Origin of the sequence: Nosocomiicoccus sp. HMSC059G07 (assembly GCF_001815515.1) — a bacterium.
In the GTDB taxonomy this organism is placed as follows: domain Bacteria; phylum Bacillota; class Bacilli; order Staphylococcales; family Salinicoccaceae; genus Nosocomiicoccus; species Nosocomiicoccus ampullae_A.
The window spans coordinates 53,056-69,797 of sequence record NZ_KV820884.1 but is presented as its reverse complement, the minus strand read 5'-3'; the positions used below and the strand labels follow the sequence as shown (position 1 = coordinate 69,797).

15 protein-coding genes and 1 other annotated feature are annotated in these 16,742 nt (G+C 37.2%); of the genes, 1 reads left to right on the top strand and 14 read right to left on the bottom strand.

The window, feature by feature from the left end; all coding sequences use genetic code 11:
• Positions 1–1,567 (bottom strand): Ig-like domain-containing protein (locus tag HMPREF3029_RS08755; RefSeq protein WP_144265460.1); only part of this gene is annotated, 1,567 nt, incomplete at its 3' end.
• Positions 1,568–2,001: 434 nt separating this feature from the next.
• Between HMPREF3029_RS08755 and HMPREF3029_RS08750 the strand changes: the two genes are divergently transcribed.
• Entirely contained in the window at positions 2,002–3,498 is a 1,497-nt protein-coding gene (locus tag HMPREF3029_RS08750; RefSeq protein ID WP_070710442.1) for an AcpB/EbpR/MafR family transcriptional regulator, read from the top strand.
• Positions 3,499–3,598: 100 nt separating this feature from the next.
• On the opposite strand, the gene rpoC is transcribed toward HMPREF3029_RS08750, so the two are convergent.
• The 13 genes from rpoC to HMPREF3029_RS08690 form a co-directional block, all read right to left on the bottom strand.
• The gene (gene rpoC, locus HMPREF3029_RS08745; protein WP_070710440.1) at positions 3,599–7,240 is read right to left on the bottom strand and encodes a DNA-directed RNA polymerase subunit beta'; all 3,642 of its coding nucleotides are present in this window, start codon (positions 7,238–7,240) and stop codon (positions 3,599–3,601) included.
• Between the two features lie 39 nt (positions 7,241–7,279).
• On the bottom strand, positions 7,280–10,822 hold the full coding sequence (rpoB, locus tag HMPREF3029_RS08740) for a DNA-directed RNA polymerase subunit beta (protein WP_068129506.1): 3,543 nt from the start codon (positions 10,820–10,822) through the stop codon (positions 7,280–7,282).
• Positions 10,823–11,119: 297 nt separating this feature from the next.
• Positions 11,120–11,359 (bottom strand): indolepyruvate ferredoxin oxidoreductase subunit alpha, encoded by a 240-nt coding sequence (locus tag HMPREF3029_RS08735; RefSeq protein WP_040928230.1) that lies wholly within the window; start codon positions 11,357–11,359, stop codon positions 11,120–11,122.
• 77 nt (positions 11,360–11,436) lie between these two features.
• Positions 11,437–12,033 (bottom strand): class I SAM-dependent methyltransferase, encoded by a 597-nt coding sequence (locus tag HMPREF3029_RS08730; protein ID WP_070710438.1) that lies wholly within the window; start codon positions 12,031–12,033, stop codon positions 11,437–11,439.
• Between the two features lie 74 nt (positions 12,034–12,107).
• Positions 12,108–12,473: a 50S ribosomal protein L7/L12 gene (gene rplL / locus HMPREF3029_RS08725; protein ID WP_040928228.1), complete on the bottom strand. Its 366-nt coding sequence runs from the start codon at positions 12,471–12,473 to the stop codon at positions 12,108–12,110.
• A gap of 38 nt (positions 12,474–12,511) precedes the next feature.
• The gene (gene rplJ, locus HMPREF3029_RS08720; protein WP_070710436.1) at positions 12,512–13,036 is read right to left on the bottom strand and encodes a 50S ribosomal protein L10; all 525 of its coding nucleotides are present in this window, start codon (positions 13,034–13,036) and stop codon (positions 12,512–12,514) included.
• 27 nt (positions 13,037–13,063) lie between these two features.
• Positions 13,064–13,208, bottom strand: a sequence feature (ribosomal protein L10 leader region).
• A 53-nt stretch (positions 13,209–13,261) separates the two neighbouring features.
• Entirely contained in the window at positions 13,262–13,963 is a 702-nt protein-coding gene (gene rplA / locus HMPREF3029_RS08715) for a 50S ribosomal protein L1 (RefSeq protein ID WP_068129500.1), read from the bottom strand.
• A gap of 71 nt (positions 13,964–14,034) precedes the next feature.
• The gene (rplK, locus tag HMPREF3029_RS08710; RefSeq protein WP_040928225.1) at positions 14,035–14,460 is read right to left on the bottom strand and encodes a 50S ribosomal protein L11; all 426 of its coding nucleotides are present in this window, start codon (positions 14,458–14,460) and stop codon (positions 14,035–14,037) included.
• A 144-nt stretch (positions 14,461–14,604) separates the two neighbouring features.
• The gene (nusG, locus tag HMPREF3029_RS08705) at positions 14,605–15,147 is read right to left on the bottom strand and encodes a transcription termination/antitermination protein NusG (protein WP_040928224.1); all 543 of its coding nucleotides are present in this window, start codon (positions 15,145–15,147) and stop codon (positions 14,605–14,607) included.
• 14 nt (positions 15,148–15,161) lie between these two features.
• Positions 15,162–15,338 carry a preprotein translocase subunit SecE gene (secE, locus tag HMPREF3029_RS08700; RefSeq protein WP_040928223.1) on the bottom strand — a complete coding sequence of 59 codons (177 nt, stop codon included), beginning with the start codon at positions 15,336–15,338 and terminating at the stop codon, positions 15,162–15,164.
• 16 nt (positions 15,339–15,354) lie between these two features.
• Entirely contained in the window at positions 15,355–15,498 is a 144-nt protein-coding gene (rpmG, locus tag HMPREF3029_RS09175; RefSeq protein WP_083286916.1) for a 50S ribosomal protein L33, read from the bottom strand.
• Between the two features lie 53 nt (positions 15,499–15,551).
• Positions 15,552–16,142 carry a sigma-70 RNA polymerase sigma factor region 4 domain-containing protein gene (locus tag HMPREF3029_RS08695; RefSeq protein ID WP_068129498.1) on the bottom strand — a complete coding sequence of 197 codons (591 nt, stop codon included), beginning with the start codon at positions 16,140–16,142 and terminating at the stop codon, positions 15,552–15,554.
• Between the two features lie 58 nt (positions 16,143–16,200).
• Entirely contained in the window at positions 16,201–16,725 is a 525-nt protein-coding gene (locus tag HMPREF3029_RS08690; RefSeq protein ID WP_068129497.1) for an NYN domain-containing protein, read from the bottom strand.
• Positions 16,726–16,742 lie beyond the last annotated feature (17 nt).

The following is a 16,742-nucleotide window of genomic DNA, read 5'->3' as shown; positions in this document are numbered from 1 at the left end:
TTTCTACATCATAATAGTTATGGTGTTCTTGGAACGTTCCTACAACCTCACCATCAAGTTCTCCATCAGATTTTTTTACAATATTTTCATTGTCCCAATAATTATAATAGCCGTCCCCCCATTCAATCTTTGCACCAACTCTTAATTTTCCATCTTTACCAGTGGTTTTGCTTTCCATAACGACAATAAAACCTGTACCGTCTGATGTATAATCTCCAAAATCAAACGTAACATATTCAACACCGTTATCATCTACACCAAAGAACGGTGTTAATGTAACTTGTTCATATTTGGATTTATCCAAACCAAAACTAGAAGGGAATCCTGGTTGACTATTTTTAGGTACTCTATACCCTACAAATGTTGTATTTTCAGAATTAATCGTTGCTACTGAAGAACTGTTTTCACCAAACCAATCTGCTTTAATTGTTAATTTAGTACCATATAGTTGTTGGTGGTGAGGATTCACATACACTGTTTGTTCAAATTTAGTACTATATGGATCAACTTCTGTTAAAAATGAATCTACATTATGATGTGAATTTGTAAATACAACATCTAAAGTTGTTGAAGTAGAATCACCTGCAACATCGACAGAGAATGTTTCTCTACCTGGACTCGGAACATTTTTACGATCCACCCATAATGAATAATTCGCTCTTCCTTTAATATTAACGCTGCTCTCTACAAAATCAGTGAATACATAAGTAAATTTATGATTTTCTTTATCATAAGTACCTTCTGCTAAAATTCCACCTGCAGAATTTTTAAATGCCGGCACATTAGCTGACGGAGCATCACCATAAAAATTCAAGTTTTCTGATAGCTGGATTTCAAAAAAGTCATCTTTGCGGATACCTTTATCTGTCACATCAATATCAAAGCTCAAATTTAATCCACCTGACTTGTTCGGATCAATCTTATTACTATCTTCGTTATTTTTTAATGACAAGTTTTTAACGTTAACTGCATTAGAAACATTATTACCTGTCGGTGATAAATTAGAAATTGTTTCGATATTTTTATTTTCAGATAGTTCATTGGCTTTTTGTACTACAGTTTCTTGTTGTTTTTCAATGTCTTCTGTCTCAGTTTCCTCTAAACCGTTTTCTTCATTTGTGACTTTTTCTAATTCTTCAGTTGTGTCTTCTTCTAAAGTATTATCAGCAGTTTGACTATCATTATTTACTTCATCAACACTAGTTTCTGTATCTACATTAAGTGATTCAGCTGTTTGTTCGTCACTTACTTCACTTGAGACATCATTATTTACTTCATCAGCACTAGTTTCTGTATCTACATTAAGTGATTCAGCTGCTTGTTCGTCTTTGTTGACTTCATTTTTTTCGTCACTTACTTCAATTGATACATCATTATTTACTTCATCAGCGCTAGTTTCTGTAATTGCATTGAGTGATTCATTTGATGAATTGTCATCCGCTTCAGCAGCAGAAGCATCATTACCTAAAAAGATTAATGATCCGATAAGGATAGACGCAGTACCTACTGTGAATTTACGAATTGAATACTTATTTAATTTGTTTGGTAGAAAATCTAATTTTTTCATTTTACCCCTTCTTTCTTGTTATTATGATATGACTTTTGTAGCGTTTTTATTGTAGACGCTTTTCAACACTAATTAAATAATGTAATTCTTTAATTAGTATGTTTTTTTAACAGTAACTCTACCGCTAATAGTACCTTTGTTGATTTTTGCACCTTGACATTTGACATGTTTAACTGTGTTTTTATATAGTCTATTTTTTATTCTTCAGTCTAATTGCTCCTCTCTAATAGATTTAGCGACGATGATGTATTAACTCACTTTAAGTAACTTGCTCAAAATCATATTACCATTTTTATGATTAAATTAAACACTTACTAGTGGTCATTTTTTTCTTAAAGTATTAAAAAAATGATTTAACCTAGACTTTATTTGTACTTCCTATGACAATCAAGTAAAATTTACTATAATATTATTAAATAAGAGAGGGGATTTACATGAAACGTTCTTTGTCTTCTTTATTACTTCGTGAATTAAAGGCTGTTGAATTTTTGAACTGTTTAAACGATTCACAGTCAGTAAGTATTCAAGAAATTTCAGAAGTGCTAAATTGCTCTTTGATTACTTCAAATAACACACTTAAAAGCATTGAAGAAAAATACCCTTATATAAAATTAATTAACTCACAGAATACCATTAATATAAAATTCGATTTACACGCTAATATGATTACATTTTACAGAGATATTTTTAAGCAAAGTTTGAGTGCTCATATTCTTAAAATGATTTTTTTAAATGGTCAAATTACTTCAGAAGTTCTTTCAAAAGCTCTTTATGTAAGTACTTCAACATTGAAAAGGAAAATTCAAGACTTAAACGACACTCTTCTGTTAGATTTCAATATAAAAATTTCTAGTAGCCCTCATTCTTTTGTAGGAAAAGAAATAGATATTAGACGGTTTTTTATTGTTTTTTTTAGTGAACAAGATCTTAATGAGACCTGGAGCTTTATAAAAATTCCTAAAAATACTCTAAAGTTATTTATTAAAACAGCATCTTCACTTTTTAATTTAGATGTTGATTTATCTAGAGAACAGTTTTTAACTATACTCTTTGCAATAAATTACACTCGAGTTAAACAAGGGTTTTTTATTAGTAATGATATTAAGGAATTTTATTGTATTCCGCAAAATGAAATTGACGAATTAACACATCATTTAAAATCTATCACAAATGAATCTGAGTTATTTTTGAATGTTGATGAATTATTAGATATACTTACTCCTTATTTAGTTAATCCATATTATTCTTCATACTCAGAACTTAAAAACCAACGTCTTATAAAAGACGATGTAGAATATAATTATTCAAATATAGTTCGTTTAGTTAATAGGTTCTCTAATGAATTCGACTTAACAATTCACGATTATGAACATATTATCTTAAAGCTGTATAATTCTTTAATATTTAGTAATGTCAAAAATTATAGCGAACATATTTTATACAACAAATATCATAGTACACTAACACTTTTTAAAGCAGAGTTCCCTCAAATATACCAATATTTAGAATCAGAGTTTGAAACGCTTATCATAGATACTTTTAAAAGAAATGATTCTGGACTAGCTCTCCATATGATATATTCATTCATTATTAATTGGAAATATCTTTTTAAGGATCTTTATGCCAAAAGAGAAAATGTAAAAGTAACTGTCATTTCCGACACTGAGTATAATCACGACCAATGGCTTGTTGAAATTTTAGAGAAAAATCTAATAGATCAAGCAAAAATATATAAATATCCATTTAATTCGTTTGATATCAATAATCTGGAAAGTCTATCTTCAGATATAATTGTTACAAATTTCCCCATAGATGCTATTGACGGAAAACAAATTGTACTAATTAATAATGTACCTACTATAGAAGATATCTCTAATATAAACAAATTGGTTGAATATTTAAGTTATAAATCAATAAGTGTTGATTTTTAAACAATTAAATATAGTTAATAAAACATTCTTTAAATATTAAAATCCCCATTCCAGTATTAGTACATACTACTTACTTGAATGGGGATTATCGTTTTATTTTTTAATTTTCTTCTACTAGTTCCGCTTCTCTCTCTTCAGCTTCTAACTGTAATCTTTCGTCTTGTCCTTCGACTTCGATGTCGATGTCGCGGTATCGGTTCATTCCTGTTCCTGCTGGGATCAGTTTACCGATTATGACGTTTTCTTTCAGTCCGAGTAAATCGTCGCGTTTTCCTTTGATTGCCGCATCTGTTAAGACACGTGTCGTTTCTTGGAATGACGCCGCGGATAAGAAACTTTCTGTTTCAAGTGATGCTTTTGTAATTCCTAGTAATACAGGTTTTGCTGTTGCTGGTCGTTTTCTTTCTTTGAATACGACTTTGTTTGCTTCTTGGAACGTGTGGATATCTACTAACGCTCCAGGGATAAGTGATGTTTCTCCTGCGTCGATGATACGTACTTTACGTAACATTTGACGCACCATTACTTCGACGTGTTTGTCGTCGATTTCTACCCCTTGTGAACGATATACTTTTTGTACTTCTTTTAATAGATATTCTTGCGTTTTGTTTAAACCTGCAACTTTTAATAAGTTCTTAGGCTCGATTGAACCGTCTGTTAACATTTCACCTGGAGATACTTTGTCTCCTTCTTCTACGATTACTCTCGCATTTGCTGGTGCTGTGTACGTACGTGTTTCTTCGTCACCTTTTACTTTAATTTCTTGTTGACGGTCTTTAATCATTTCGATTGAAGCGATTGTTCCTTCAATTTCTGAAATGACAGCTTCCCCTTTCGGGTTACGCGCTTCGAATAATTCTTGGATACGTGGAAGACCCATCGTAATGTCTGATCCTGCAACCCCACCTGTGTGGAATGTACGCATCGTTAACTGTGTACCTGGCTCACCGATTGATTGCGCCGCGATTGTACCAATCGCTTCACCGACTTCAACTTTTTCACCAGTCGCAAGGTTTTTACCGTAACATTTCTCACATACACCGTAACGTGTGTTACATGTGAATGCTGAACGAATAACTACTGATTCAATACCTGCATTAACGATTTCTTTTGCGATATCTGTTGTGATCAGTTCATTTGAACCAACGATGACTTCGTTCGTATTTGGGTGTCTAACCGTTTCTTTTGCGTAACGTCCTTCTAGACGGTCAAATAACGGCTCGATTACTTCTCCGCCTTCACGAATTTCTGATACTTTAAGTCCTTTGTCTGTTCCACAATCTTGCTCGCGGACGATTACGTCTTGAGCCACGTCTACAAGTCTTCTCGTTAAGTAACCTGAGTCTGCAGTCTTAAGTGCTGTATCGGCTAATCCTTTACGCGCACCGTGTGTTGAGATGAAGTACTCGAGTACTGTTAACCCTTCACGGAAGCTCGACTTGATTGGTAACTCGATGATTTGACCTGACGGGTTCGCCATGAGTCCACGCATACCTGCAAGCTGAGTAAAGTTAGACGCGTTACCACGGGCACCTGAATCTGCCATCATGTAAATCGGGTTGAATTTATCTAACGAATCCATCAGTTTATCTTGGATTTCGTCTTTAATATCTGTCCATAGTTTAATAACTGTGTTGTAACGCTCTTCTTCTGTAATTAAACCACGGTCATATTGTCTTTGAACTGTTTCAACTTTTTCTTCTGTCGCTTCAATAAGCGTCTGTTTGTTCGGTAAGACAACGATATCTGATACCCCTACTGTAATACCTGCACGCGTTGAGTATTTGAAGCCTAAATCTTTCATTCGGTCTAACATGACTGACGTTTCAGTAATGTGGAACTTATTGAATACTTCAGCGATGATTTGACCTAAGAATTTCTTATCGAATGATTTTACAGGTTCTTGCTCTTTAAACTTACCGACTAATCCCGCTTCACCAAGGTCTTCTGCTTTGATGAAGAAACGGTCTGGCGTTTTACGCTCTAAGTTTTCACGTGTTGGTTCGTTTAAGTAAGGGAATGACGGAGGCATGATCTCGTTAAAGATTACTTTACCAACTGTCGTCATTAAGATCTTACCGCGGTTTTCTTCAGCGATTTTTTCTTCAGACATTGCGCCTGTATGCACACCAATTCTCGTATGCAGTGATGCATATCCAGAGCGGTATGCCATAACGACTTCTTCAAAGTCTTTGAAGATACGTCCTTCACGTTTTGCACCTGGCTTTTCTAACGTTAAGTAGTAGTTACCAAGTACCATGTCTTGTGACGGTGTTACAACTGGTTTACCATCTTTTGGGTTTAGAATGTTTGATGCTGCAAGCATTAACATACGAGCTTCTGCTTGTGCTTCTTTTGAAAGTGGTACGTGTACCGCCATTTGGTCACCGTCAAAGTCCGCGTTATATGCTGTCGTTACGAGTGGGTGTAATTTAATTGCACGCCCTTCAACGAGTACAGCTTCAAACGCTTGGATACCAAGTCTATGAAGCGTTGGTGCACGGTTTAGTAACACCGGATGTTCACGGATAACGTATTCTAATACATCCCAAATCGACTCATCTAAACGTTCGATTTTATTTTTCGCGTTTTTAATGTTCGTAGCGAGATCTCTTTTCACAAGTTCTCTCATAACGAATGGTTTAAATAGCTCTAATGCCATTTCACGTGGTAATCCACATTGGTACATTTTTAAGTTTGGACCAACGACGATTACTGAACGACCTGAGTAGTCTACACGTTTACCGAGTAAGTTTTGACGGAAACGTCCTTGCTTACCTTTTAACATGTGTGAAAGTGATTTTAACGGACGGTTCCCTGGCCCAGTAACTGGACGACCACGACGACCGTTATCGATTAAAGCATCGACCGCTTCTTGTAACATACGTTTTTCGTTTTGTACGATGATCCCAGGTGCACCTAGATCTAATAAACGTTTTAATCGGTTGTTACGGTTAATCACGCGTCGATATAAATCGTTTAAGTCACTCGTTGCAAAACGTCCACCGTCTAATTGCACCATCGGACGAATATCTGGTGGGATGACCGGTAGAGCGTCTAGTACCATCCACTCAGGTTTGTTTCCTGAGTTTCTAAATGCTTCAACGACTTCTAAACGACGAATTGCACGTGTTAAACGTTGTCCTGTCGCTGTTTCTAACTCTTCTTTTAATTGATCGAGTTCTTTATCTAAATCGATGTTTTCAAGCAATTCTTTAATTGCTTCTGCACCCATTTTAGCGTTAAATCTGTCACCGTATTCCATGTAGTAATCACGATATTCACGTTCACTTAATAAGTCACGCTTTTCAAGCCCTGTTGGACCCGGTTCGATGACGACGTATGACGCAAAGTAAATTACCTCTTCTAATGAACGTGGTGACATATCTAAAAGTAATCCCATACGTGAAGGGATTCCTTTAAAGTACCAAATGTGTGAGACAGGGGCAGCAAGTTCAATGTGCCCCATTCTCTCACGGCGTACTTTCGCACGTGTGACTTCTACACCACAGTTTTCACAAACATGTCCTTTATGGCGAATACGTTTATATTTACCACACGCACATTCCCAGTCTTTTGTTGGACCGAAAATCTTCTCACAGAACAGTCCATCTTTTTCTGGTTTTAAAGTTCTATAGTTAATTGTTTCTGGCTTTTTAACCTCACCGCTCGACCATGAGCGAATTTTTTCAGGTGACGCCAGCCCAATTTTCATATATTGAAATCTATTTACATCTATCATTGAGCGTTCCTCCCTAAAAGTCTGCTGTAAGCTCAACTTTTATTTCGATACAACTTCGTCTTTGTCATTATCACGTTCTGATTCTCTTTGGACGTCTTCTTCAACGACTGTGTTCATGTTCACTTCGTTGTCTTCATCATCCATAATCGACACTTCAAGACCGAGTGATTGTAACTCTTTCATGAGTACTCGGAATGATTCTGGAATACTTGGGTTCGGTAAGTTTTCACCTTTTACAATTGCTTCATACGTGTTCACACGACCGATTGTGTCGTCTGATTTCACCGTTAGAATTTCTTGTAACGTGTATGCTGCACCGTATGCTTCAAGCGCCCATACTTCCATCTCACCAAATCTTTGTCCACCAAACTGTGCTTTACCACCAAGTGGTTGCTGTGTAACGAGTGAGTATGGTCCAGTACTTCTTGCGTGAAGTTTATCATCAACCATGTGTGATAATTTCAGCATGTACATAACACCGACAGATACACGGTTTTCAAATGGTTCACCTGTACGTCCGTCGTATAGTACTGTTTTACCGTCTCTTGCGAGCCCTGCTTCTTCCATCGTGCTCCAAACGTCTTCTTCGTTCGCACCGTCAAATACTGGAGTTGCCATCTTAAGGCCCATTTCACGCGCTGCCATACCTAAATGAAGCTCTAACACCTGTCCGATGTTCATACGTGAAGGTACCCCGAGTGGGTTTAACATAATATCGATCGGTGTGCCGTCTGGTAAGAATGGCATATCTTCTTCTGGAAGAATTGTCGAGATAACCCCTTTGTTACCGTGACGTCCTGCCATTTTATCTCCGACTGAGATTTTTCTCTTTTGAACGATATATACGCGCACGAGTTGGTTCACTCCTGGTGATAATTCGTGACCATCTTCACGGTTAAATACTTTAACGTCTAAGACGATACCGCCTGCACCGTGTGGTACACGAAGTGACGTATCTCTAACTTCACGTGCTTTTTCACCGAAGATTGCGTGTAATAAACGGTCTTCTGGCGTTTGTTCTGTGACACCTTTAGGTGTTACTTTACCAACTAAAATATCTCCGTCCTTAACTTCTGCACCGACGTACACGATACCGCGTTCGTCTAACTTTTTCATTGCAGATTCAGAAACGTTTGGAATATCTCTTGTGATCTCTTCAGGACCAAGTTTTGTATCTCTTGATTCTGATTCATACTCTTCAATGTGAATCGACGTATAGACGTCGTCTTTTACTAAACGCTCAGACATGATAACTGCGTCCTCATAGTTATAACCGTCCCACATCATAAATCCGACGACGACGTTTTGTCCAAGTGCCATTTCACCGTTGTCCATAGAAGGACCATCCGCTAAAATTTCTCCTTTTTCAACTTCATCGCCAAGTGATACGATTGGACGCTGAGTATAACAAGTACCTGCGTTTGAACGTTCAAATTTCACAAGTTTATATTTATCGATTTCTTCAGTTTTCGTATAGTTTCCGTCGCCATTTTTATCGACGTAACGACGCACATGAATTTCACGCGCTTCTACGTGTTCTACAACACCTTTATAACGTGAAACAACTGCTGCACCTGAGTCTTTTGCTGTGACGTGTTCCATACCAGTACCGACGTACGGTGAATCCGGAATAAGTAACGGCACTGCTTGACGTTGCATGTTCGCACCCATTAATGCACGGTTCGCGTCGTCGTTTTCTAAGAACGGAATACATGCTGTTGCTGCTGATACAACTTGTTTTGGTGATACGTCCATGTAGTCCATTTTATCTCTATGCATTGCTGTGTTGTTTCCACGGAAACGACAGATAACTTCTTCATTTTTAAACGTACCGTCTTCGTTTAACTCTGCGTTCGCTTGTGCGACGACAAACTGCTCTTCTTCGTCTGCAGTTAAGTAGTCGATTCTGCTAGTTACCGCATTTGTTTCAGGATCTACACGACGATATGGCGTTTCGATAAACCCAAATTCGTTTACACGTGCAAAACTTGATAACGAGTTGATTAGACCAATGTTTGGTCCCTCTGGTGTTTCAATTGGACACATACGTCCGTAGTGAGAATAGTGTACGTCACGTACTTCCATCCCTGCTCGTTCTCTCGTTAAACCACCTGGTCCAAGTGCTGATAAACGTCTCTTATGCGTTAACTCAGCAAGTGGGTTCGTTTGGTCCATGAACTGAGATAATTGAGAGCTACCAAAGAACTCTTTAATCGATGCAATTACCGGACGAATGTTAATAAGTTGTTGCGGTGTAATTGTGTTTTTGTCTTGAATTGACATTCTTTCACGAATGACACGTTCCATACGTGCAACACCAATACGGAATTGGTTTTGTAATAACTCACCGACACTACGTAAACGGCGGTTACCTAAATGGTCGATGTCGTCTGTATGTCCAACACCATTTAATAAGTTAAAGTAATAACTGATTGACGCGATAATGTCTGACGGAGTGATAGATTTCACTTCTTTGTCAGGGAACGCGTTACCGATGATGTTTGTCGTTGTATCTTCATCACCATCGACGTTAGATTTAACTTTAATTGATTGAATTTCTACAGGCTCTTCTAAAATCCCGTTTTCGAATTCAAACGTTTTTAAGTTCACTGTCGTTTCAAGTTGTTCCATAATGTTGTCGAGCGTACGACGGTCAATTGTCGTTCCTGCTTCAACGATTACTTCACCAGTTTCCGTATCTACAAGTGGCTCTGCAACGACTTGGTTGAATAGACGGTTTTGTAAGTGAAGTTTTTTGTTCATCTTATAACGACCAACTGCCGCTAAGTCATAACGCTTTGGATCAAAGAATCGTGTATATAGTAAGTTTCTTGCGTTTTCAACTGTTGGCGGTTCGCCTGGACGTAATCTTTCATATATTTCAAGTAATGCTTGATCGACTGTTTCTGTTGTGTCTTTGTCTAATGTGTTTCTTAAATATTCGCTGTCTCCTAATAAGTCAACGATTTGTTGATCTGTAGCGAAACCTAGCGCACGTAGTAATACCGTAATTGGCATTTTACGCGTACGGTCAATTTTTACGTAAACCGTATCTCTTGCGTCCATTTCATACTCTAACCATGCACCACGGTTAGGAATAACTGTCGCTGTGTAGCTCGTTCTACCGTTTTTATCGAGCTTATCCGAGTAATACACAGAAGGACTACGGACTAACTGAGAAACGATAACACGTTCTGCACCGTTAATAATGAATGTACCTGTATCTGTCATGAGAGGGAAATCTCCCATAAACACTTCTTGTTCTTTTACTTCACCAGTTTCTTTAATAATGAGTCTAACTTTAACTCTTAAAGGCGCCGAATACGTAGCGTCGTGGTTTTTAGCCTCATCGACGTTGTATTTAGGCTCTCCGAGTTTATAGTCGACAAACTCAAGCGAAATGTTTCCTGTGAAATCCTCAACAGGTGAGATATCCTTAAACATTTCGATTAAGCCAGATTTCAGAAACCATTCATAAGAATTCGTTTGAATTTCAATTAAGTTCGGTAACTCCAACTTCTCTTCGATACGTGAATAGCTTCTACGTTTTGCATGTTTTCCATACTGAATCACTTGACTCATCGACAGATTCACCCCTAAAAATATTTCCCACTATTATCAACAGATAGACCTCATAAGACAAAAAAGAAAACGGAATTAAACAACTCCATTTCCTATAAACATTGACTTATTCAAAAGCTTCTACCAATACGTGCTTTCGAAAAATATACATACTTCTTGATAATAATATTCATTTAACAACTATATCACAGCTAATTTGTCAAGTCAAATTATTATCTCTTGTAAATCTGACTGATTTCACATAGCTTTGAATAACAAAAATACTCCACTAACAAAATGTTAATGGAGTATATGTACTTATCTATTCGCATAAAACTCTTCTGCTTTTTTGAGGTAAATTTCTTCTTCTGGTAGCATTTCTGATTCTTCGACAATCGCATCTACTGGACACACTGCTACGCACGCACCACAGTCGATACAAATATCCGGATCGATGTAGAACTGATCTTCGCCTTCCTCGATACAATCTACAGGACATACGTCTACGCAGTCACCAGACTTTTCTGCTGCACACGGTTGTAAAATTACATATGCCATAGTTCGGCCTCCTCACTGACTTCTCTTTTCTATATTTTTCATTGTACACCTATTTTCTTTAATATTAAACAATAATTCTAACTAACGTGTTTAATACTCTTTAAGATGTAGTAACCTTTACTCTTTTTGAGTTTTTCTACATTTCCATATAACTTTTCTAGATGTTTTAAATACGACGGCATACCTTGCTTCTTTTGAACGACCATATAAAACGCACCGTGATCGACTAATCGTTCATAACTATCATTAATAATTTCAAGCACTGTATCTTTTCCGGCTCTAAACGGAGGATTCGTTACATATAAATCCGATCTTAACTCCATATCGTCATACAATTCTCTCTTAACGATATCAAAACTTACGTTATTGTTATGCATGTTCGTATCTAAAACACTGATTGCATCTTCATTTACTTCGACCGCAACACCGTCTCCACCATAATGGTCGGCAAGTACGATACTCACTGGTCCGTACCCAGCCCCCATATCGATAAAGTACCCCGGACCATCATAATCTTCTAACACTGCATTTAATAATACGTCTGTACCAAAATCAACACGATCTTTTGAAAACACACCACGATCTGTTGTGAACGTATATGTTTTACCTTTTATATTATATTTAATTTCTTTAAAATCATGCGGTGTATCATCTGTCGTATAGTAATGTGACATAAACACCCTCCTTTTATGTAGAAAAAAAAGACTTATAAACATAATGTTTATAAGTCTAAAATATCATATTTTAATTATTTAAGCTCTACGCTAGCTCCAACTTCTTCAAGTTGTGCTTTAAGTGCTTCTGCTTCTTCTTTAGGTAATGCTTCTTTGATAACTTTAGGAGCGTTGTCAACAAGCTCTTTTGCATCTTTAAGTCCAAGACCAGTTGCTTCACGAACTGCTTTGATAACTTTGATTTTAGATGAACCTGCATCTGTAAGTTCAACGTCGAACTCAGATTTTTCTTCAGCGCCACCTTCAGCTGCGCCACCTGCTACTGCTACTGGAGCTGCTGCTGTTACACCAAACTCTTCTTCAATAGCTTCAACTAATTCGTTTAATTCTAATACTGACATTTCTTTAATTGCTTCAATGATTTGATCTTTATTAGCCATTATTAAATCCTCCAATTTTTAACTTTTTTAATTTTTAATTATGCTTCTTCAGTTTCTTCTACTGCGTCTGTACCTTCTTCTTTTTGCTCTCCCACTGCTTTAACCGCATAAGCGAAGTTGCGCATTGGCGCTTGAAGAACAGAAAGTAACATAGATACAAGTCCGTCTTTTGATGGTAAAGTTGCGATTGCTTTAACGCTTTCTACGTCTGCAATTTCACCTTCGATGACACCCGCTTTAATTTCAAGTGCTTCATGCTCTTTTGAGAAGCTGTGAAGTACTTTTGCTGGAGCAATTACGTCTTCGTTTGAGAACGCAATCGCGTTTGGACCAGTTAAGTGTTCTTCTAATCCTTCGATTCCAGCTTCTTGTAACGCACGACGTACCATCGTGTTTTTGTAAACGTGGAACTCAACACCAGCTTCTCTAAGTTGTTTACGAAGTGCTGTTGCTTCAGCAACTGAAAGACCTTGGTAATCAACTACGATTGTTGAAACTGAGTTTTTGAATTGTTCCGCGATTTCAGAAACGTGTTGTTTCTTTCTTTTGATAACATTTGTCATAGTTACACCTCCGTTTTGAAAATTATCGGTGCAATAAAAAAAGCACCTTTTACCCAGGGCAAAAAGTGCTCATATATTTATAAATAATATACAAGTCATTTTTGTTTGCCTCGGTAGGATTGTGTTTTAAGTCTTAGACTCCTACTGTCTTAGGTAAAACATCTAAATTTAAATTTAATACAAGAGTAAATATACCACGTACATTTACTCTTGTCAATTTATTTTTTAAACGTCTGTTCTAACTTGTGATGGATCTAATTTGATACCAGGACCCATCGTGCTAGAAACTGCAACTGAACGGAAGTAAACACCTTTTGCAGTTGCTGGTTTAGCTTTTACTAAAGCTTCGTGTAAAGCGTTGAAGTTTTCAACTAATTTATCAGTACCGAATGACACTTTACCAATTGTAGAGTGAACGATACCAGATTTTTCAGCACGGTATTCTACTTTACCAGCTTTGATTTCTTCAACTGCTTTTGTAACGTCCATCGTTACTGTACCAGTTTTAGGGTTTGGCATTAAACCTTTAGGTCCTAATACACGACCAAGTTTACCAACTTCCCCCATCATGTCTGGTGTTGCAACGATTACGTCAAAGTCAAACCAACCACCGTTGATTTTTTCAGCAAGATCTGCTTCTCCTACGTAGTCAGCTCCAGCTGCTTCTGCCTCTTTCGCTTTTTCACCTTTTGCGAACACTAATACACGTTGTGATTTACCAGTTCCGTTTGGTAATACGATCGCACCACGGATTTGTTGGTCGTTTTTACGTGTATCAATACCTAGGCGGAAAGCTACGTCTACTGACGCATCAAAGTTTGTTGTGCTTGTTTCTTGTGCAAGCTTAATAGCATCTTCGATTGAGTATACTGCTTCAGAGTCTACTTTCTTTGAAGCTTCAAGATACTTTTTACTTCTCTTAGCCATTTATATTCCTCCTTGTGGTTATAGCGGGTGAACCTCCCACATGTACCAATACTTTTTCTTATAAATAATTATTACTTTTTAACAGTGAAGCCCATGCTGCGTGCAGTACCTTCTACCATGCGCATTGCTGCTTCAACGTCTGCTGCGTTTAAGTCTTCCATTTTAAGTTCAGCGATTTCGCGAACTTGTGCTTCAGTTACTTCAGCAACTTTGTTTTTGTTCGGTTCACCAGAACCTTTTTCAACTTTAGCCGCTTTTTTAAGAAGAACTGCTGCTGGTGGAGTTTTTGTAATGAAAGTAAATGAACGGTCTTCATATACTGAAATCTCCACTGGAATTAAAAGACCTGCTTGGTCTTGAGTTTGTGCGTTAAACTCTTTTGTGAATCCCATAATGTTAATACCTGCTTGACCTAATGCTGGTCCAACTGGTGGTGCAGGAGTTGCTTTACCTGCAGGGATTTGTAATTTAACAACGTTGATAACTTTTTTAGCCACGATGTCAACCTCCTCATTCTCGTGATGTGGTCACAGGATGCTAAGATTTCATCCTCCCACTCATATCTTTTTACATAAAAAAGATGGTCGCATTTTTGCAACCATCTCATATTAACATACTTCACTTGTATTTTCAATCTTTATTTAGTCGATTTTTTCGATTTGGTCGTATTCGACTTCAACTGGCGTTTCACGTCCAAATAATTCAACTAATACAGTCAGTTTAAAGTGTTGCTCGTCGATTTCCTCGATCGTACCGAATTGATTATTAAACGGACCGTCAATAATTTTAACTGATTCTCCGATTTCTACGTCGAAATCTACGATGCGCTCTGACATACCCATTTGTCTTAAAATGAAGCGTGCTTCTTCTTTTAATAATGGGTTTGGTTTAATTCCAGCACCTTGAGAACCGACAAATCCAGTTACTCCAGGTGTGTTACGTACGACGTACCAAGACTCATCTGTCATGATCATCTCAACTAAGACGTAACCTGGGAATGTCTTTTTCATTTGTGTTTTCTTTTTACCATCTTTAATAGTCGTTTCCTCTTCTTCTGGTACAACGACACGGAAAATTTGGTCTTGCATGTTCATCGACTCTAAACGTGCAAGTAAGTTTTGATGTACTTTGTTTTCATAGCCTGAGTAAGTATGAATGGCATACCATTGTTTTTCTTCGGACATAATATCCTCCCTCATTACATTGCATCAATTAAATACGTAATACCTATATCAATCGCGTAGAAAAAGAATAAGAAGAAGATAACAGTGAAAACAACGATTGACGTATAATTCACTACTTCTTTACCAGTTGGCCAACTTACTTTTTTCATTTCACTGACGACGTTTGCAAGGAAATTTCTATCGTTATTCATGCGACGCCTCCTCATCTTATATGGAACTTTTATGAATCGTATGTCGGTTGCATTGTTTACAGAACTTTTTCATCGTGAGTCTTGTTCCATCCTTATCGGCAGCTTGTTTAACGTGATAATTACGACTGCCACACTCGCTACATAGTAATGCAACTTTCATCTCATTACCTCATTTCAATTCTTATATACTATACCGATTAAAGTCTACGTTTGTCAATAAACGCCGTGCTGTTTCTCTTTTTTACGAAGGACACGGTACAATGTATTTTGAATCGATTTACGATTCGTTTTTAACTTTTCGCTAATTTCATCAAATGTATAATGCTCTCCTAAATATTTTAACACAGCACGCTCGTATTCTGAAAACGTCTTTTTATCTTGGAGCATATAAGAGTACTGATCTCGGTTTATGATTTGATCGATACGGTCGTATGTTTCTACTTTGTCACACACGTAGTTTGACAGCTCGTTGCTTGTCGTTTCTTTACTATTTAATCGATAAAAATACACACTACGCTTTTTTAGTTCTAAATATGCAGATCTTATTGCGTAATTATGAAAGTCTCCAAGTCTTTTGTCATATCTAAAGCACGCGTGGAGTAAATACTCCATAATCATCTGTTCTAAGTCTTCTCTTTCATAAGGGTCTCGCGTATGTTTATATGTCATTTTACGTACTTTTAAACGAATAGCCTCGTCGATCTTGTCAAAGTAATCGAGCTTCCCATTTTTTACATGTTCGACATATTCATTGAGTTTCGAATCTTCGTAAATAAGTATCAAAAACGAACGAATGTTGTACATGAATACCTCCCGTTTTTGTATATATCATACATACGAAAGTCGCTACTCACAAGTCGCCCTAACGCTTGCCACGTCGCAGTTTTTCAAGTTCTGCTAAAATATCGTCACTAATATTTAATTTTGTCTTAGGCACTTTTTGATTTATTGCTTCAATTTCGACACTAATATTTTTTTCTGCATGTTTTAAGTCTTCCCACATTTCTCTCGAAGGAATTCTGTACGCTCCGTATGAAAATATCGCGTTTTGCTCTGGTAAATCACTCGTTACGACTGTGATTTCCGTTAAGTGAGGATGGAAGTACTTATAAACGAAACGTTCGATATATTCGTCGGCGGTTTCTTTTTCTTTTGTAAAAACGACTTGGACACCGTGATAGTCGTACACCGTCTCTTTTGATTTCACCTCGTACGCATCGAATACACAAATGACGTCGTACTTGGATACGGCTTGATATTCACTTAATATCGTGAGTAATTCTTCGCGTGCGTATTCTAAACTTAATCGGCCCTCTTCGGTCAGTCGTTTGTTTGCTCCAATCAAATTGTACCCGTCGACTAACATAATCTTTTGTCTTCTTTTCATGACGCTACTCTTTTAAC